At 64.6% G+C, this 18275-nt stretch carries 16 protein-coding genes; 11 read left to right on the forward strand and 5 right to left on the reverse strand.

Annotated elements, in window-relative coordinates; all coding sequences use genetic code 11:
• Window positions 1-37: 37 nt before the first annotated feature.
• Both AC1VXC_RS00435 and AC1VXC_RS00440 read left to right on the forward strand, forming a co-directional pair.
• Window positions 38-955, forward strand: a complete 918-nt coding sequence (locus AC1VXC_RS00435; RefSeq protein WP_481538345.1) for a phosphate/phosphite/phosphonate ABC transporter substrate-binding protein — start codon at window positions 38-40, stop codon at window positions 953-955.
• Window positions 952-3099, forward strand: coding sequence for a putative bifunctional diguanylate cyclase/phosphodiesterase (locus AC1VXC_RS00440; protein WP_313493527.1), 2148 nt, complete (start codon window positions 952-954; stop codon window positions 3097-3099). The genes AC1VXC_RS00435 and AC1VXC_RS00440 overlap by 4 nt, the downstream gene beginning before the upstream one ends.
• Window positions 3100-3127: 28 nt before the next feature.
• On the opposite strand, the gene epmB is transcribed toward AC1VXC_RS00440, so the two are convergent.
• Complete coding sequence (gene epmB / locus AC1VXC_RS00445; protein ID WP_313493528.1) at window positions 3128-4156, reverse strand: EF-P beta-lysylation protein EpmB; 1029 nt, start codon at window positions 4154-4156, stop codon at window positions 3128-3130.
• Between the two features lie 100 nt (window positions 4157-4256).
• Here epmB and efp point away from each other — a divergent pair, with 100 nt between their 5' ends.
• The 5 genes from efp (at window position 4257) to AC1VXC_RS00470 (ending at window position 8600) form a co-directional block, all read left to right on the forward strand.
• Window positions 4257-4823 carry an elongation factor P gene (gene efp / locus AC1VXC_RS00450; RefSeq protein ID WP_313169621.1) on the forward strand — a complete coding sequence of 189 codons (567 nt, stop codon included), beginning with the start codon at window positions 4257-4259 and terminating at the stop codon, window positions 4821-4823.
• A gap of 287 nt (window positions 4824-5110) precedes the next feature.
• On the forward strand, window positions 5111-6448 hold the full coding sequence (locus tag AC1VXC_RS00455) for a TRZ/ATZ family hydrolase (RefSeq protein WP_313169623.1): 1338 nt from the start codon (window positions 5111-5113) through the stop codon (window positions 6446-6448).
• 43 nt (window positions 6449-6491) lie between these two features.
• Entirely contained in the window at window positions 6492-7214 is a 723-nt protein-coding gene (ubiG, locus tag AC1VXC_RS00460) for a bifunctional 2-polyprenyl-6-hydroxyphenol methylase/3-demethylubiquinol 3-O-methyltransferase UbiG (RefSeq protein ID WP_313169624.1), read from the forward strand.
• Window positions 7211-7900: a phosphoglycolate phosphatase gene (locus tag AC1VXC_RS00465; RefSeq protein WP_313169626.1), complete on the forward strand. Its 690-nt coding sequence runs from the start codon at window positions 7211-7213 to the stop codon at window positions 7898-7900. Before ubiG ends, AC1VXC_RS00465 begins: the two co-directional genes overlap by 4 nt.
• 19 nt (window positions 7901-7919) lie before the next feature.
• Entirely contained in the window at window positions 7920-8600 is a 681-nt protein-coding gene (locus AC1VXC_RS00470; RefSeq protein WP_313493530.1) for an isoprenoid biosynthesis enzyme family protein, read from the forward strand.
• Window positions 8601-8861: 261 nt separating this feature from the next.
• On the opposite strand, the gene AC1VXC_RS00475 is transcribed toward AC1VXC_RS00470, so the two are convergent.
• Genes AC1VXC_RS00475 through yidD form a run of 3 tightly spaced genes read right to left on the reverse strand, consistent with a single transcriptional unit; the run spans window position 8862 to window position 11315 of the window.
• Window positions 8862-9713, reverse strand: a complete 852-nt coding sequence (locus tag AC1VXC_RS00475; protein ID WP_481538344.1) for a M23 family metallopeptidase — start codon at window positions 9711-9713, stop codon at window positions 8862-8864.
• Window positions 9713-11059: a dihydroorotase gene (locus tag AC1VXC_RS00480; protein WP_481527904.1), complete on the reverse strand. Its 1347-nt coding sequence runs from the start codon at window positions 11057-11059 to the stop codon at window positions 9713-9715. Before AC1VXC_RS00480 ends, AC1VXC_RS00475 begins: the two co-directional genes overlap by 1 nt.
• Before the next feature lies 1 nt (window position 11060).
• Window positions 11061-11315: a membrane protein insertion efficiency factor YidD gene (gene yidD, locus AC1VXC_RS00485; RefSeq protein WP_083491069.1), complete on the reverse strand. Its 255-nt coding sequence runs from the start codon at window positions 11313-11315 to the stop codon at window positions 11061-11063.
• 277 nt (window positions 11316-11592) lie between these two features.
• Between yidD and dksA the strand changes: the two genes are divergently transcribed.
• Entirely contained in the window at window positions 11593-12738 is a 1146-nt protein-coding gene (gene dksA, locus AC1VXC_RS00490; protein WP_481538343.1) for an RNA polymerase-binding protein DksA, read from the forward strand.
• A 65-nt stretch (window positions 12739-12803) separates the two neighbouring features.
• Window positions 12804-13259 carry a nucleoside deaminase gene (locus AC1VXC_RS00495; RefSeq protein WP_481538342.1) on the forward strand — a complete coding sequence of 152 codons (456 nt, stop codon included), beginning with the start codon at window positions 12804-12806 and terminating at the stop codon, window positions 13257-13259.
• A gap of 18 nt (window positions 13260-13277) precedes the next feature.
• On the opposite strand, the gene AC1VXC_RS00500 is transcribed toward AC1VXC_RS00495, so the two are convergent.
• Window positions 13278-13943 (reverse strand): TetR/AcrR family transcriptional regulator, encoded by a 666-nt coding sequence (locus AC1VXC_RS00500; RefSeq protein ID WP_313169637.1) that lies wholly within the window; start codon window positions 13941-13943, stop codon window positions 13278-13280.
• 385 nt (window positions 13944-14328) lie between these two features.
• On the opposite strand from AC1VXC_RS00500, the gene AC1VXC_RS00505 reads away from it, so the two are divergent.
• Window positions 14329-15747: a carbohydrate porin gene (locus AC1VXC_RS00505; protein ID WP_313493539.1), complete on the forward strand. Its 1419-nt coding sequence runs from the start codon at window positions 14329-14331 to the stop codon at window positions 15745-15747.
• A gap of 192 nt (window positions 15748-15939) precedes the next feature.
• On the forward strand, window positions 15940-18261 hold the full coding sequence (locus AC1VXC_RS00510) for a beta-glucosidase (protein ID WP_481538341.1): 2322 nt from the start codon (window positions 15940-15942) through the stop codon (window positions 18259-18261).
• Window positions 18262-18275 lie beyond the last annotated feature (14 nt).

The following is an 18275-nucleotide window of genomic DNA, read 5'->3' on the forward strand; positions in this document are numbered from 1 at the left end:
AGTACTCTGTGGGGATGGATCAGCGGGGGGTGTCGTTTTGGGTGTCTTGCGATGGCTTTGGGGAGCCGTACTGACACTGGTTGCACTGCAGCCTGTGGCAGTCGGGGCGGTTGATCGTTCGGTGTTGGTATTGGGGCGGATCAGTGATGATCCGAAGGCGCACTACGACCAACTCAAGCCACTGCTGGATTATGTGGTGCCACGCATGCGCGAAGTCGGGATCGTCGAAGGACGCATCCTGATGGCCAAGGACGCGCAGCAGATGGGCAGCTATCTGCGCCGCGGCCGGGTGGACTGGGTTACCGAGACGGCCGGCACGGCGATGGCGCTGGGCCAACGGGCCGGTGCCAGGCCTTTGCTGCTGACTGAACGCAATGGCGTGGGCAGCTATCACAGCGTGTTCTTCGTGCGCCGCGACAGTCCGGTTACAAGCCTGGAAGGTTTGCGGGGGCGCACCCTGGCGATGCAGAGCGCGTTGTCCACCAGTGCCTACCTGGTGCCCGCGATGGAGCTGCTCGACCATGATGTGCAGCCCGAGATCCTGCTCGACCCGCGTGACACGCCGGTCGAGGACTCGGTCGGCTATGTGTTTGTGCGCTCGGAGCTGAATATCTCCACCTATGTGCACAAGCGCGTGGTGGATGCCGGGGTGATCAGCAGCATCGACTGGAGCGACAACCAGGCCATGCCGCCGGCGTTCCGCCAGGACATGCGGGTGCTGTACCGCAGCGAGCCCATTCCGCGCGCGGTGGAAATGGTGCGCGCCGACCTGGATCCGCTGGTGCGTGACCGCTTGCAGCAGGTGCTGTTGCAGGCCAGCAGTGATCCGCTGGCCGGTCCGGCACTGGCCAAATTCTTCGGTACCACCGGTTTTCACCCGGTGGACCCGGACAATCTGCGCGCGCTCGAACGGTTGCGGCGGGGTTTGGCCCGGATCCGGATGGAGGTGGAATGAGCAGGCCCCGGTTTGGATTGCAGGCCCGTTTCCTGCTGGCCAGTGGTGCAGCGCTGCTGGTGGTGCTGGCGATCGTTTCTCTGATGTTGGTGCGCCAGGCTTCGGCGCAGCGGGAGGCCTTGCGCAACAGCGGTGAGGTGCTCGCCCAGGTGTTTGACCAGGGCGTGCGCGAGCGTGGCACGGCGTTGGCCAATGCCTTGGCCGATACCCTGGTCAATCCGCTGTATTACTCCGATCTATCGGCCATTGGCACGCTGGTACGCAATACCGCCAGGCAGGAGTCGGTCAGCTATGTATTGGTGTATGACCCCGAGGGCCGGCTGATCCATGACGGTTCCTTCGACGTGGCCGGTTACGGGCAGCCGATGCAGGATCCGCTGGCTGCCGCTGCGGTCGCGACAGACAAGTTGCAGGTGCAGGAATCGCCGTCGATCCTGGAGGTGGATGTGCCACTGTCGATAGGCGAACAGCGCCTGGGCGGCCTGCGCGTGGGCATGAACCTGGCGCCGGTACGCGCACAGGAGGCCAGGTCCATGCAGGCCCTGGAGCAGCGCGTGCAGGATGCGCAGCGACGCGAGCTGGGCTGGGCGATGGCGCTGATGCTGCTGTTGATCGGCTTCGCCTGCGTGATGGCGTTCTATGTGCAATACACGCTGGTTAGGCCGATCCGCTGGCTGGGCGCGGCGGCGCGGCGCATCGAACGCGGTGACTACCTCATCGAGGCGCAATCGACCCGACGCGGCGATGAGATCGGCGAACTGTTGCGTACTTTCGACCGCATGAGCCAAAGCATCGCCCGGCATGACCGTGATGTACGCCAGATGGCGTATACCGACGCGTTGACGGGCCTGACCAACCGGCTCGCCTTCCGCGAGGCCTTGGACCACCGCCTGCTGGGCGCGCGCGCTGCCGGGCGTGGTCTGGCGCTGCTGTTCATCGATATCGACGAATTCAAGCGGGTCAATGACACCTTGGGCCACGAGGCCGGCGACGATGCGCTGCTGCAGTTCGCACAGCATATTGCCGCCGCGGTCGAGGAGATTGGTGGCGACGACGCCTTGCTGGCCCGTTTTGGTGGCGATGAGTTCGTCATCCTGATCAGTCAGGGCGCGCGCAGTGCCGCCGAGATCGCCAAGCAGCTGGCCGATCGGCTGGTGATCGATCTTGCCAAGCCGCTGCAGGTACAGCAGCGCGAGATCTTCCTGGGCAGCTCGATCGGCATCACCTTGTTCCCGGAAGACGCCACCGACGCCACTGCGTTGTTGAAAAATGGCGACATCGCGATGTACCAGGCCAAATTGGCCGGCAAGAACTGCTTCCGCTACTACAGCCGGGCCATGGACCATGCGGTGGAGCGGCGTTTGCACCTGGAACAGGAGCTGCGTGGCGCATGGGAGCGCAACGAGCTGCGATTGGTTTACCAGCCCATCTTCCGTACCCGCGACCGCATGCTGTGCGGCGCGGAGGTGTTGCTGCGCTGGGATCACCCGGTGCTGGGGGCGATTCCGCCGGCCTTGTTCATCGACGTGGCCGAACAGAGTGGCCTGATCCAGGTGCTGGGCCCGAAGGTGCTGCGCATGGCCTGCGAACAGGCCAGGCAGTGGCCGCGCAATCTGAATGGTGAGGAGCTGTTCATCTCGGTCAATGTCTCACCCAAGCAGTTGCGCAATGGCGATCTGCTGCAGGCGGTCGAGGCGAGCCTGCATGGCTCCGGTCTGGCGGCATCGCGCTTGCACCTGGAACTGACCGAAACGGCGGTCATCGGCGATGAGATGCTGGCGGTATCGTTGCTGGAGAAGCTGCATCGGGCAGGGGTGAAGGTGTGGCTGGATGACTTCGGCACGGGTTTTTCCGGGCTCAGCCACCTGCGCCAGGTGCCGGTGGACGGGGTCAAGATCGACCGCAGTTTTGTCGCCGACATGGAGCGCGATGCCGACGACCTGGCGCTCACCACCGCCATCATCGCGATGGCGCATGCATTGGGCATCACGGTGGTGGCCGAAGGCGTGGAGCAGGAGGCGCAGTTCGAGCTGCTCAGCCAGCGCGGCTGTGACCTGGTACAAGGTTATTGGCTGGGGCGCCCCTTGGACGCGCCCGGCCTGGTGGGGCTGCTGGAGCAGGGGGCGATGGCGGCAATGCGTTGATGCCGTCGCCCCCGGCCTGCTGCGCGGGCTAGAGCGGTCGCTTGCTGGTGTCGCCAGCGATCTCGCGCACCAGCTTGGGCACCAGATAACCGGAAAGCCGTGCCATCAGCCCGGCATGCAGGGCCAGGGCGCGTTCGTCGCTGACCTCGAAGTGTGCCGCGCCTTGTACTTTGTCCAACTGGTACAGGTAGTAGGGCATCACCCCGGCGGCAAAGCTGCGCTCGCTCAGTGCGGCCAACGCGTCCAGGTCGTCATTGACCCCGCGCAGCAGTACGGCCTGGTTGAGCAGCTGTGCACCGGTGCCGCGGATGCGTGCCAGCACGGCATCCACCTGGGCATTGAACTCATTGGCATGGTTGGCATGCAGTACGAAAGCCACCGGCCACGGCAGGCCGGCCAGCCATTGCACGAAGGCGTCGTCGACGCGCTCGGGCAGCACCACCGGCAGGCGGCTGTGGATGCGCAGGCGCTTGATATGCGGGATAGCGGCCAGCGCCTCGGTCAGCTCGGCCAGCTTGGAGGTGTTCAGTGACAGCGGGTCGCCGCCGGAGAGGATGACTTCGTCGATGCCCGGGTCGGCGGCGATCACGGCGACGGCTTCCTGCCAGCCGCCCTTGGCCGCATTTTCACCGGCGTAGTCGAAGTGGCGGCGGAAGCAGTAGCGGCAGTTGATCGCACAGCTGCCGGTAGTCACCAGCAGGGCGCGCCCGCGGTACTTCTGGATCACCCCGGTGGCCTTCTTGGCTGCGCCGTCGCCCACTGCGTCGAAGCTGAACCCGGGCACGATGCGCATTTCCTCGTTGATCGGCAGCACCTGCCGCAAGAGCGGGTCGGCCGGGTCGCCATGGCGCATGCGGGCGACGAAGCTGCGCGGCACCCGCAGGGCGAACTGGGCCAGCGCCTCGGCCGATACGCCCAGCGCCTGGCCATCCAGCCCCAGCAGCGCCAGCAGCTCGGCCGGATCGCGGACGGCCTGGCGCCAGTGCGCCTGCCAGCGGTCGTCGGGCAGGGGCAGGATGGCTTTTTCTGGAGTGAGGGCGGGGGCTGCGGTTATCATTGGCGGTCAGAAAAACAGATGGCCCACCACACGGCGGGCGTTCCATTCTAATCCGGCCGTCCGCAATACGCGGCGGTTTTGCCAATCCAGGAGTTTCAGCATGGCCAGTTACGGCATGAACGACGTAAAGAACGGGATGAAAATCCTGGTCAACAACCAACCGGCTGTCATCATCGACACCGAATACGTCAAGCCGGGCAAGGGCCAGGCCTTCACCCGCGTGAAGTACCGCCTGATCAAGGATGGCCGCACGCAGGAAGTGACCATGAAGTCGACCGATTCGCTGGATGCAGCGGACGTGGTCGATACCGACATGAACTTCATGTACAGCGATGGCGAGTACTGGCACTTCATGGACCCGGAAACCTTCGAGCAGGTGCAGGCTGACAAGGCCGGCATGAACGGCGCCGAGAAGTGGCTGAAGGGTGAAGAATCCTGCGTGGTGACCCTGTGGAACGGCACCCCGATCGACGTGACCCCGCCGAACTTCGTCGAGCTGAAGATCGTCGAGACCGATCCGGGCGTGCGCGGTGACACCTCGGGCGGCGGCGGCAAGCCGGCCACCCTGGAATCCGGCGCCGTGGTGCGCGTCCCGTTGTTCGTCAACCAGGATGAAATCATCCGCGTTGACACGCGTTCGGGCGAATACTCGGCTCGCGTCAAGTGACGTAATGGCGCGTTTGCGCCAACGCAAACGCCTTTGCCATTACGTCATCCCCGCGCAGGCGGGGATCGCTCTGGCTCCGGCAAACGCCTTTGCCATTACGTCATCCCCGCGCAGGCGGAGATCGCTCTGGCTCCGGTATTTGCTTTTGTCGTTGCGCCATCCCCGCCAAGGCAGGGATGGGGGCGCAGGTAACATTGGGCTTCGGGCGACCTTTCGGAAGCCCGGAGCCTTTTTCGCATCCAGCCTTGGCTGGATGAATACAGCAACAGATCCAGAGGTGAACCGGCGTGAGTGATATCCAACCCCAGCAGTGCGATCTGTTGATCGAAGCCGGTTACGTGGTGCCGGTAGAACCGCATGCGGTGGTGCTTGAGGACCACGCGGTAGCCATCAGCAACGGCGTTATCGTCGCGGTGCTGCCACGTGCCGAGGCCCGCGCACGTTTCACCGCCAAGCAGGTCGTATCGCGCCCGGAAGCGGCGCTGATCCCCGGCCTGGTCAATGCCCACACCCATAACCCGATGACGCTGCTGCGCGGCATTGCCGATGACCTGCCGCTGATGACCTGGCTGCGCGAGCACATCTGGCCGGTGGAAGCGGCAGTGATTGGCCCGGAGTTCGTCGCCGACGGCACCACCCTGGCCATCGCCGAGATGTTGCGCGGTGGCACCACCTGCGCCAACGAAAACTATTTCTTCGCCGACGTGCAGGCGGCCGTCTACAAGCAGCACGGCTTCCGCGCGCTGGTGGGTTCGGTGGTGATCGATTTCCCCAGCGCCTGGGCCAGGACCGACGACGAGTACTTCGCCCGCGCCACTGAGCTGCATGATGCCTGGCGTGGCGACCCGCTGATCGGCACCGCATTCGCGCCACATGCGCCGTATACGGTGAACGATGCCAATTTCGAGCGGGTGCGGATGCTGTCCGACCAGCTGGATATCCCGGTGCACCTGCACACGCACGAGACCGCGCAGGAAATCAGTGATTCCATCGCCCTGCATGGTCAGCGCCCGCTGGCGCGGTTGGACCGCCTGGGTCTGGTCAATGACCGCCTGATCGCCGTGCACATGACCCAGCTGACCGAGGCCGAGATCCACCTGTGCGCCGAGCGCGGCGTCAGCGTGGTGCATTGCCCGGAGTCGAACCTGAAGCTGGCCTCGGGCTTCTGCCCGGCCTGCGCGCTGGTGCGCGCCGGGGTCAACCTGGCCATCGGCACCGATGGCTGCGCCAGCAACAACGACCTGGACATGTTCAGCGAAAACCGCACCGCCGCCATCCTCGCCAAGGCCGTGGCCAACGATGCGACCGCGCTGGATGCGGCCACCACCCTGCGCGCATCGACGCTGGGTGGCGCCCGTGCCTTGGGCTTCGGCGACCGCATCGGTTCGATCGAGGTCGGCAAACAGGCCGATCTGGCCTGCGTGGACCTGTCTGCGCTGGAAACCCAGCCGCTGCATCATGTGTTGTCGCAGCTGGTGTATGCCGCCGGCCGCCATCAGGTCAGCGACGTGTGGATTGCCGGCAAGCCCAAGCTGGTCCAGCGTCAGCTGGTCGACATGGACATCGCCGCGATCACCGCCAATGCGCGCCAGTGGCGCGACCGCATCCGTACCATCCGCGCCTGAGTGCGCAACCGGCCGCCCCACGCGGCCGCACGAGGAAACCGATATGAGCGCAGCTTCCACTTCCACCAATTTCGATCAGGCCGAACTGGACAAGTTCGCCGCCTTGGCCACCCGCTGGTGGGACGCCGACGGCCCGCAGAAGCCGCTGCATGCGCTGAACCCGGTGCGTCTGAAGTACGTGGCCGACCGCGCCAGCCTGCGCGGTGCCAAAGTGCTGGATATCGGCTGCGGCGGCGGCCTGCTCAGCGAAGCGCTGGCAAAGGAAGGGGCGCAGGTGACCGCCATCGATCTGGCCCCGGAGCTGGTGAAGGTCGCGCGTTTGCACGGTCTGGAATCCGGCGTCAGCGTTGATTACCGGGTGCAGGCAGCCGAGGACCTGGCCGCAGAACAGCCGGGCAGCTACGACGTGGTGACCTGCATGGAGATGCTGGAGCACGTGCCTGATCCGGGCGCCATCATCGCTGCCTGCCATCGTCTGCTGCGTCCGGGCGGCAAGCTGTTCCTGTCCACCATCAACCGCACCCCGGCAGCATTTGCGGTCGCCATTGTCGGCGCCGAGTACATCGCCCGGCTGCTGCCCAAGGGCACGCACCACTACCAGGAATTCATCAAGCCGGCCGAGCTGGGCGCGTGGCTGCGTGCCGCCGACCTCTCGCTGCAGGATGTCAGCGGCATGGCCTACGAGCCGTGGCGCAACCGCGCCCGCCTGAGCAGCCGCACCGACATCAATTACCTGGCCTACGCGGTCAAGCCGGAACAGGCATGACCCGCACCTCGTTCCCGGCCGCGGTGCTGTTTGACCTGGACGGCACCTTGCTGGACAGCGCGCCGGATTTCGTCGTCACCGCCAACCGCATGCTGCAGGCACGCGGCATGGGCGAGGTTACGCTGGAGCAGCTGCGGCCGGCGGTATCCAAGGGCGCGCGGGCGATGCTGACGGTCGCCTTCCCGCAGATGGCCGAGGCCGAACGGCACGCGCTGGTGCCGGAGTTCCTCGAAATCTACGAGGCGCTGATCGGCCAGTACGCGACGCTCTTCGATGGCGTTGAGACCATGCTGCGGGCTCTGGAAGAGGCAGGCACCACTTGGGGCATCGTGACCAACAAGCCGGAGTACCTGGCCCGCCTGATCCTGCCGCAGCTCGGCTGGGAGCAGCGTTGTGCGGTGCTGATCGGTGGTGACACCCTGGCCGAGCGCAAGCCGCACCCCTTGCCGCTGGAGGTCGCCGCACAGCGGATCGACATCGCCGCCAGTGCCTGCGTCTACGTGGGCGACGACGAGCGCGACATCATCGCCGCGCGCGCGGCCGGCATGCCGTCGGTGGCCGCGCTGTGGGGTTACCGCCTGGATACGGACGACCCGCAAAGCTGGCAGGCCGACTGCCAGTACGAGCAACCGCAACAACTCTGGCAGCCCGCCGCATGGCCAGCTACCCAACCGGCTTCGGCCTGATTCAACAAAGAGGTTTGATGTGAGCAGTGCGCTGGACAGCTTCCTGGACAAGTGGCGGGAGCGTTGGCCGGAATGGGCCTTCGTGGAGCGTTTTGTCGACGAGGCCGATCGTGCCCGCAGCGTGGCGTGGTTTGCGCTGCTGCAGGAATTCGATGACATGCTCAATGCCAGCGGCGACACCACGCCGCAGGATGCCAAGCTGGCCTGGTGGGGCGAAGAGTTGCGTAGTTGGGACAGCCAGCGCTCCCGGCACCCGCTGGGTCGCTTGCTGGAGCCGGTGCGGGCGCCGTGGTCGCAGTTGGCTGATGCCTTGCCGAGCTTGATCGATGCGCGTGATCGCGTGGCCGATGGTGCCCAGGCGCGCAAGGTGTTGGCGCAGTACGCGACTGCGGCTGCGGCGGTGGAGGCGGCGATGTTTGGCAGCAAGCCTTCACCGGCGGCTGCCGAGGCGCTGACCACGCAGATGCTGGCGCTGCGGCTGCAGGAAAATGCCGCGGCGGTGCCGCAGGCCTTCAGCAATGAGATGGAATGGGACAAGGCCTTGCAGGCGGCCTGGCCGTCGCGCGTGGCCGGTCCGCGCCCGCGCCGTGTCTATGCGGTGCTGGCGCGTGGGCGCCAGCAGGCGCGCATTCGTGGCGGTGAGTACCAGCCGAGCCCGGCGGGCCTGCTTTGGCGCAGCTGGTGGGCGGCGCGGGGCTGAGCCGGTAGAGCACAAATTGCCGGAGCCTCTCCCTTCTCCCGCTTGCGGGAGAAGGTGCCCGAAGGGCGGATGAGGGGAGCTTTGCGCTGTTGCTCTACGAGCTTCGCGGCTTACGCCGCTCCCACAAGCGTGGTTGGGGTGTGCCTGTAGAGCCGAGCCATGCTCGGCTGGGGCTCTACCGGTAAGGCCTATGCCGAGCATGGCTCGGCACTACAGGTGAAGCTTTTGCCGAGCATGGCTCGGCACTACAGTCGCTTTGCTCTATTTGCCGCGCTCCAGCACCAGCAACGGGTCGATGCGGGTGTCGAACCAGTTCATGCCCCAGTGCAGGTGCGGGCCGGTTGCGCGGCCGGTTGCGCCCACTGCGGCGATGTTCTGCCCCTGCTCGATCCTGTCGCCGACCTTCACGTCGATCCGTGACAGGTGCAGGAAGTTGGAGCTGATGCCGAAGCCGTGGTCCAGCACCAACGTACCGCCAGTCAGGTACAGATCCGGGCCCGCAAATGTCACCACGCCGGCCGCCGGCGCCTTTACCGGCGTGCCGGTGGGCACGGCGATGTCCATGCCGGAATGGCCGCTGCCCGGCTGCCCGTTGTAAACCCGCGCATTGCCGAAGCGGCCGCTGATGCGGCCCTGCACCGGCCAGATGAAGGTCTGGGTGAAGTCGGTGCGGTTGTCGTCGCGCTTGCGCGATTCAGTCACCTGTGCCTGCTCACGGGCAATGCGCTCGGCGATGGCTGGTGGCGGATTGACGGTTTTCGGCGGTACGCCGTTGACCCGTTCCACCGGCCAGTCGCGCGCAGTCACCGCAATCGAAACGCTCTCGCTGCCGCCATCGGGGCGCTGCACCTGTACCTGCAGCGGGCCTTTCTCATCGCGGCCGATGCCGAATACCACGCTGCCGTAGCTGCTGACCCGCAGCTGTCGGCCCGCGTAGTGGACCGTGCTGCCCGCCGGTACCTTGCCGATCACCATCGCGCCCTGCGAGGCACTGGCAGGGAACACGACCCGGTTGTCGAGCAGGTTGCCGATGCCATCCTGGGCCTGCGCGGGCAGGGCGGTGAGCAGGGGCGCTGCCAGCAGCAGCGCACCCATCATCAGGACCGAACGCATCAACGGTCGTAGGTCATGCGCTGGCCGGCCGGTGCGCCCACCAGCTTGCTGCCGTCCCATACCTGCTGGCCGTTGACCCAGGTGGAGGCGATGCGCGAGCGGAAGGTGGTGCCCTCGAACGGCGACCAGCCGCACTTGGACAGCACGTCCTCACGCTTGACCGTGAACGGCACGTCCTCGACCAGCACCAGGTCGGCGAAGTAACCCTCGCGCAGGAAGCCGCGTTCTTCCACATCGAACAGCTGCGCCGGGGCGTGGGCGAACTTCTGCACCACCTGTTCACGGGTCAGCTTGCCTTCGTGCACGCGCTCCAGCGCGGCGACCAGCGCGTACTGCACCAGCGGCAGGCCGGACGGGGCCTGGGCGTAGGGCTTCTGCTTCTCTTCCCAGGTGTGCGGGGCGTGGTCGGTGGCCAGCACGTCGAGCACGTCATCGGCCAGCGCGGCGGTGATGGCCTCGCGGTCGGATACTTCCTTGATTGCCGGGTTGCACTTGATCAGGTTGCCCTTGGTGGCGTAATCCGGGCGCGCGAAATGCAGGAAGTGCACGCAGGTCTCGGCGGTGATCTGCTTGCGGCTGCCGTCGGCGCGGATCAGCGGGCCCTTCTCGAACAGCGCCAGCTCATCGGCGGTGGAGATGTGCAGCACGTGCAGGCGGGTGCCGTGCTTGCGTGCCAGCGACATTGCCAGGCGGGTGGATTTGATGCAGGCCTCGCGCGAGCGGATGTCCGGGTGCATGTCCGGGGTCAACGCGTCGCCGTATTTTTCCTGGAAGGCCTTCATGTTGGCATCGATCATCGGCGTGTCTTCGCAGTGCGTGATGATCGGGGTAGGGCACTCGCGGAAGATCGCGTCCAGGGTTTCGGGGTTGTCGACCAGCATGTTGCCGGTGGAGGCCCCCATGAACACCTTCACGCCCGGCGCCTTCTTCGGGTCGAGCACGCGGATCGCTTCCAGGTTGTCGTTGCTGGCGCCGTGGTAGAAGCCGTAGTTGGCCCAGGCGCGGCCCTTGGCCAGTTCATACTTGGCTTCCAGGATGGTCGAGTCCAGGGTTGGCGGGTTGGTGTTGGGCATGTCCATGAAACTGGTCAGGCCGCCGGCCACGGCGGCCGCCGACTCGCTGGCGATATCGCCCTTGTGGGTGAGGCCCGGTTCGCGGAAGTGCACCTGGTCATCGATCATCCCGGGCAGCAGCCAGCGCCCGCCCGCATCCACCACCTGTTCGCCATCGCGCGGGGTCAGGCCGCTGCCGATCTGCGCGATACGGTCGTTCTCGATGCGCAGGTCGCCGTCGAAGGTGCGGCCTTCGTTGACCATGCGGGCATTGCGGATAAGGGTGGAGGACATGTCAGTGTTTTCCTGTGCAGCGGCAAGAGGGGGAATCGGCGCGCTCCGGAACCGGATCAAGTCCGCCCGGATGGAACGGATGGCAGCGCCCCAGCCGGCGCAGGGTAAGCCAACACCCCCGTAGCGGACCGTGTATACGGATCGCATCCATGGAGTATTCCGAGCAGCTGGGGTAGAAACGACAGCGCGGCCCAAGCAGGGGGCTGATGAAGCGCTTGTAGCAGCGCAGTACGGCAATGAGGAGTCGGCCGATCACTGCTTAATGATAAGCCACTTGGCAAGCGAGCAGGATTTGTCGCAGGATGCGGGATGGCACCGGTAAAGACGACGTGCTTTCCGCTGCCAGCCAGGGGCGATGACGCGCCTGGTTACGTTCCGAACTGCGCGAAACGGTCCGGTGACGCCACCGGACCCGAACTGCACGGGCCGGGCATCCGTTCAGATACGGTGCCCGGCGCGGTTGCTGCTGCTGGTCGGGTAGGCTATAAAGGCCCGCTTTCCCGGGCCCCGGGGGAAACAAGGAAGAGCGTTTCGTGGCTGCTAAAAAACCTGCAAAAAAGGCCGTCAAGGTCGCCAAGAAAACCGCCAAGCCCGTAGTCAAGAAGGCGGTGTCCAAGCCGGTTGCAAGCAAGCCGGTGGCCAAGGCTGCCAAGCCGGCCGCGAAGAAGGCACCCGCCACCAAGGCGGTTGCAAAGAAAACGCCGGTCAAGCCAGCAGCGCCTGCCAGCAAACCCGCCGCCAAGAAGGCTGCGGTTAAGACGGTAGTCGCTAAAAAGGCGACCCCCGTTGCCAAGAAGGCCGCAGTTAAAAAGGTGACCAAGCCGGTTGCCGCGCCAGTTGCCAAGAAGGCGGCTGCGCCGGTTGCCAAGGCCGCCAAGCCAACTGCCAAGCCGGTGGTTAAAAAGGTAGCCGAACCAGTGGCTGCCAAGACGCAGAAGACACCTGTCAAACCCGTGGTCAAGTCCGTACCGAAGCCAGCTGCAAAGCCGGCGGCGGCCAAGTCTGTCCCGGTCGAAGTCGCCAAGACGGCCCCAGCTCCGGCACCTGCGCCGGTTGCTGCCAAGCCGGCTGCCGCAGCCAAGACCCCGCAATCCAAGAATCCCGTGCCTGTTTCGAAATCCAACGTCCAAGCTCCCGTCAAATCCACCGCTCCTGTTGCCGTCCGTCCGGTCGGCAAGGTTGCAGTCGCCGTAACCGCGCGTTCGACCGCCCCGGCACCGCGCAGCAAGTACAAGGTCGTCGAGTACGACATCGACGAGGCCACTGGCCGTCCGATCCTGCCGGCCGGCTACAAGCCGAGCGCGGATGAGGAGTACATGAGCACGCTGCAGCAGGAGTACTTCCGCCAGCGCCTGCTCAACTGGCGCGCGGACCTGGTCGAGGAATCGAAGCAGACCATCGAAAACCTGCGCGACGAAGTACGTGACATCGGCGATGAGGCCGAACGTGCCACCCGCGAAACGGAGAACTCGCTGGAACTGCGCACGCGCGACCGCTACCGCAAGCTGATCGGCAAGATCGACAGCACGCTCAAGCGCCTGGAAGCCGGCGACTACGGTTTCTGCGTCGATACCGGCGAAGACATCGGCCTCGACCGCCTGGAGGCGCGCCTGACCGCCGAGCGTACGATTGATGCGCAGGAACGTTGGGAACACTTGCAGAAGCAGCAGGGCGACTGATACCCGCGCCGTCATTGATCCACGGAAACCCCGCCAAGGCGGGGTTTTCCTTTTCCGGAGACGTCATGTCCACTCAACAAGACTTCATGCGCCGTGCTGTTGCGCTGGCCCGGGCCAATATCGCCGAAGGCGGGCGCCCGTTCGGCGCGGTGCTGGTCAAGGATGGCCAGGTATTGGCCGAAGCGGCCAACAGCATCCATGCAAGCCACGATCCCACCGATCATGCGGAGATGCGCGCCATTCGCCATGCCAGTGCGGTGCTGGCATCGCCACGTCTGGACGGATGTGTGGTCTATGCCAGTGGCCACCCCTGTCCGATGTGCCTGGCTGCCATGTATCTGTGTGGCATCGAGCAGGCATGGTTCGCCTATTCGAACGAGGAAGGAGAGCCATTCGGCCTGTCCACGGCCGCGGTTTACGCGCGTCTGGCGTTGGGGCCGCAGGCGCCTGGGTCGGGGCTCCGTGTGCTGCGCCCCGAGGGCGAGCAGGGCTTGTATGCCGAATGGGCGGCAGCACGCTGAAGCGCTGCCGCGGTGAGCTCAGGTGACCTGCAGCGACTGCTGCAGCCGTTGCAGATAGTCTTCGAAATACCTGTCGAGGTCGATCTTGCCCGGATGACGCAGCCACAGAAGTTGCAGGCCATCCATCATCGCAATCAGTTCGGCGGCGATCTGGTCCGGATCCGCCGTCGGCGTTACCTCACCGCACTGCTGGGCATGACGCAGGCTGTGGGCGATGTACTGGAGCATCAAGCCGGAACGGCGATGGAACCAGTCCTGTGCAGGATGATCCTCGCTCAGGCTTTCGGCGTTGAGTAGCGAAAACGCCTTGATCACGCCGGGGAGCTCGGCATTGGCGCGATTGACCAGACGCAGTTGCTCCAGCACCCGCGACCAGGGAAGCGGCGGGCCCGCTGCCGCTTCCTTCAGCGTGTAATCGTGCGGGTAATCCGGCAGGCGTGGGCTGCGCTGGTCGCGCACCTCAAGCACCGCCAGCAGCATCTCCGTCTTGCTGGGGAAATGATGCAGCAGGCCAGGCAGGGTCAGGCCGACCTGGTTTGCAACCTCGGCGAAGGAGGCGTTGCTGAAGCCGGTACGTGCGAATACGTGCATTGCCGCATCAAGAATCTGCTGACGTCGTTGCTCGCCCTTGGGCGAACGACGGCGTGCGCGGGCGATGGTCGAGTTCTGGGGTGAGGTTGGCAAAGTGCGATCCGGCGATGGCATGAGCGGGAGTGTATCTGGCGCGACGGCAGGCGTTGTCGTCCATCGATCTGTACCCACGTCACAGTTTTTGACAAACCTACCGAGTGATAGGTTTACTGCCGCCGCGTCGCCGTAACGGTCACTGCGGGTAGAGCCGCAACACCCTCCGGAAGGGGCTGCTTTGAGTCGGGTCTAGTCATCGCATTGCCAGCGCGATGGCAGCGGAGCGGTCGACTCCAGCCGAGGAAGAACGTGCCGGAACGCCGATGCCGGAATGCCAGCAGGGGAGAAATCGCCCACGCAGTGCATGCCGAGTTGCTGTGTCCGTGCGGTCGGCTGATGTCGCGACGCTGACCGCTCTTCATCACCCTGGGAGAGAGAAGCAATGCGCACGTACTGTCGTAACGGGAGGGGCAGCATCTTCAGCACGCTGCTGTCGTTTGTTTTTCTTGGCGCAGCCACGTCGGCTGCAAACGCGCAGCCGACCGAGGGCGCTGCCGGCGCACCACTGCCGGACGGGTTGTCCGTTGCCGACCTGCAGGATCCGCCGTCCGGCGAACCTGCATCAACGCAGGCTGCGGTTCCGGGTTGTCGTGACTACGATGCTTTCGTAAGTCGGGGTTCGGAATCCCCCATCATCACCACCTGCGAAACACTGTCCCCGGATCTATTGGGCCTGCGGCCGAAGCTGTACGACAACGGTTGGATGTTCATGGGTTTCTATAGTGCTGCGGAAACCTATGATCTGCGGGGGCAGGAGGCGCGCCCACAGGTGTACAACGGGCAGCGACCCAGCTTCAGCGGCACCTTGGTCACCATCACCACCTATGACCTGTCGCGGCTGGGTTGGTGGGGCAGGAAGTCGCAATTGACCTTCGAGGCGAACAGTTGGCGCACCACGTACCGCGATGCGGGCATGAATGATGACGCTGCGGTTTCGCAGTTGTCGGTGGAGCAGGAGTTCAAGGACGGGCGCGTGCGTCTGCAGTACGGCTACTACGGCATGCTCGGGCAGTTCATCGGCCTGTTTCTGGGGGCCAGCACCGCCTCCTCGGCGTTGGGGCCCACCAGCATCATTCCGAATCTTGCCGGCATGGCAGCGTTCAAGCCGGTACCCGGTGTCGACGTGCGGCTGTACTCGAAGAACGGCCGTTTCTATGACCATTTCGGTGTCGCCCGCTCACAGCACCCCGATGGATTTCTGGCTGACAGCAAAGCCAATCCGACAGGGCTGAAGTGGAGCGTGGAGGACACCAAGCCCATCTACGTGAACGAAATCGGCTACCGCGTGGCCTCCAGTGCCGATAGCCGCATGACCTGGATACGTCAGGGCACGCTATACAACCGCACGCTTTACCAGGATTTCAGCAAAGCTGGTGCGAAGGGCAGCAACCGTGCGTTCTATCTGATTGCCGATCATCAATTCACCCAGCCTGATATATCGATGCCTTACCGCGGTTGGTATTTCAATCTGAAGACCAATTATGCGGCGCCGGAGCACAACATCTTCACCGCGGACTATGCGGCCACGCTGTACAGCCTGGCGCCTTTCGCCAAGCGTCCGGGTGACATGATTTCCATCGGCTATACCTACAACAAGATCAGCAAGGATGCGCAGAACTACCTTGGCTCGATGGGTATGGAGCCTGTGCGTTTCAGCAGCACCGCTTCGGTGTCTTATGCCTTGCGGGCGCTACGTGGCATCTATTGGGTCAATACCTTGAGCTATACGCGCAATCCGGTGATCACCCAGCAACACCCGGATGCTATGACCCTGCAAAGCCAGCTGACGTTCTCGTTCTAGATCGTCCCCGGCCGCGATAGCTGGCCGGATGTTCGTGCCGTTGCAGGACAGCAACCTCGCCAGGGGGTATCCCCGCCGGCGCGCTGCCTGCTGTCAGGCGCGATCGCACTCAGGCGTGTTCCGTACAAGGGCGCGCTAGTTCCCAGCCCCTAGTGCCCCTTCCAGACAGGGGCCGAAACCGGAGTGTTCGACATGGTGATGAAGCGCAGCATGCACGGGCTCGAGCCTTGGCTGATTGGCATGGCCGTGAGCCCGTTGTTGACCCCGTTGGCCGTGGCTGGCGGCCCCCCGCAGCTCGGGCAGGCGCCGTTGGAGCAGGTTCTCGCAGCCATGACCCTGCAGGAAAAAGTGGAGCTGGTCACCGGCCAGGGCATGGTGTTCCCGGGACTGCCTGACGATATGCAGGCGCCGGTGGTCGGCTCCATCGAGAACAAGGTGGACGGCGCGGCGGGAGCGACGGTCGCGGTACCGCGGCTGGGTATTCCGTCGCTGGTATTTGCGGATGGGCCCGCAGGCGTGCGTATTTCCGCCACGCGCAAGGACGCGCCGGGCCGGACCTTCCACGCAACTGCATTCCCGATTGGCACGGCGCTGGCAAGCAGCTGGGATCTGTCTCTGGTCCAGCGGGTCGGTGCGGCAATGGGCGATGAGGCCGCCGCTTATGGCGTGGATGTCGTATTGGCACCGGGGCAGAACATCCATCGCTATCCCCTGGGTGGGCGCAATTTCGAGTACTACTCCGAAGACCCGTTGGTCAGCGGCGAGACAGCTGCAGCCTTGGTGAGAGGGCTGCAGGAAAGAGGAGTGGGGGCATCGATGAAGCACTTTGCGGTGAACAACCAGGAATGGAATCGCAACACCATCAACGTCAAGGTGGATGAGCGGGCGTTGCGTGAGCTATACCTCAAGGGCTTTGAAATCACCGCTCGCAAAGGCCAGCCGTGGACGGTCATGTCCGCCTACAACAAGCTCAACGGTTCATACGCCTCGGAGAACGCTTGGTTGCTGACGGATGTGCTGCGCTCGCAGTGGGGATACCAGGGGCTGGTGATGACGGACTGGTTTGGTGGCCAGGACGCGGTCGCGCAGATGCAGGCGGGCAACGAACTGCTGATGCCGGGCACCGGCAAGCAACGCAGGGCCATTCAGGGCGCGGTTGAAACCGGCAAATTGGACCTGGTCGTATTGGATCGCAATGTGGCGCGGGTACTGGAACTGGCAATGCGCAGCCGTGCCTTCAAGCAGTTGCCGCATTCGGATGCGCCGGACTTGAAAGCGAGCGCGGAACTGTCGCGCAGTGCGGGCGCGCAAAGCATGGTGTTGTTGAAGAATGAAGGGGCTGTTTTGCCACTGCCGCCTGCTTCGCGGGTGGCGCTGCTCGGGCATGGCAGCTACCAGGTCATTACCGGTGGCACGGGCAGCGGTGATGTGAACAAGGCGTATTCGGTCGATCTGCAGCGTGGAATGGCGAATGCGGGCTACCGCAATGCCGATGAGCTGGAGAAGTTGTATGTCCCCTACATCGACAAGGAGCTGGCCAAGCTGCCAAAGGCGGAGTGGTACCAGGTCACCCCGCTTATTCCCGAGCTGGCGGTAGAGGAAGCGCGGTTGCAGCGGCTGGCGCGGGAGCAGGAAGTGGCGGTGGTGAGCATTGGCCGTGGCTCGGGAGAATCGGTGGATCGTGCTGTCGAAGGTGATTTCCTTTTGACTGCGGCCGAGCGGCAGCTGCTGGAGCGCACGGCCAAGGCGTTCCATGCCCAAGGCAAGAAGGTGGTTGTCGTACTGAATATCGCAGGTGTGGTAGAAACCGCCAGTTGGAGCGGGCTTGTCGATGCGATCCTGCTGGCCTGGTTGCCCGGCCAGGAGGCCGGCAATGCGATGGCCGATGTGTTGTCCGGGGCTGTGAACCCTTCCGGCAAGCTGGCCGATACATTCGCATTGCACTTGAGTGACTATCCTGCCAGCCAGGGTTTCCCGGGCAAGGAACTGTTGGGGCCGGATCCGAATGCGAAGTTTCCCTTCAGCAAGATCGCACGCGCCGCCGAAGTGGAGTACAGCGATGGTATCTGGGTTGGCTACCGGCACTTTGACAGACGTCAGGTGGAGGTGGCGTACCCGTTTGGTTTCGGTCTGTCCTACACCACGTTCGACTACGACGCATTGACGGTGGATGCCAGCGCTGATGGGCCAGTACGGGCAAGCGTGAGGATTACCAATACCGGGAGTGTTGCCGGCCAGGAAGTGGCGCAGGTCTATGTCAGTGCGCCGGGTGCCACGCTGCAGAAGCCGGCCCAGGAATTGCGCGCGTTCGGCAAGACGACGCTGCTGCAGCCAGGGCAATCGCAGGTGCTGCAGTTCGAGATCGAGGGCAAGGACCTGGCCTCGTTCGACAGTGGCCGCGGGCGCTGGGTCGCCGATCGCGGCAGCTACAGCCTGCGCGTTGGCGCTTCTTCACGCGACATCCGTGTGCAGCAGGCATTCGAGAGGGCCCAGGAGCGCGAATACGCACCGTGATCCGAACGTCGTTG

The sequence above is a fragment of the Stenotrophomonas sp. STEN033 genome (assembly GCF_056856655.1).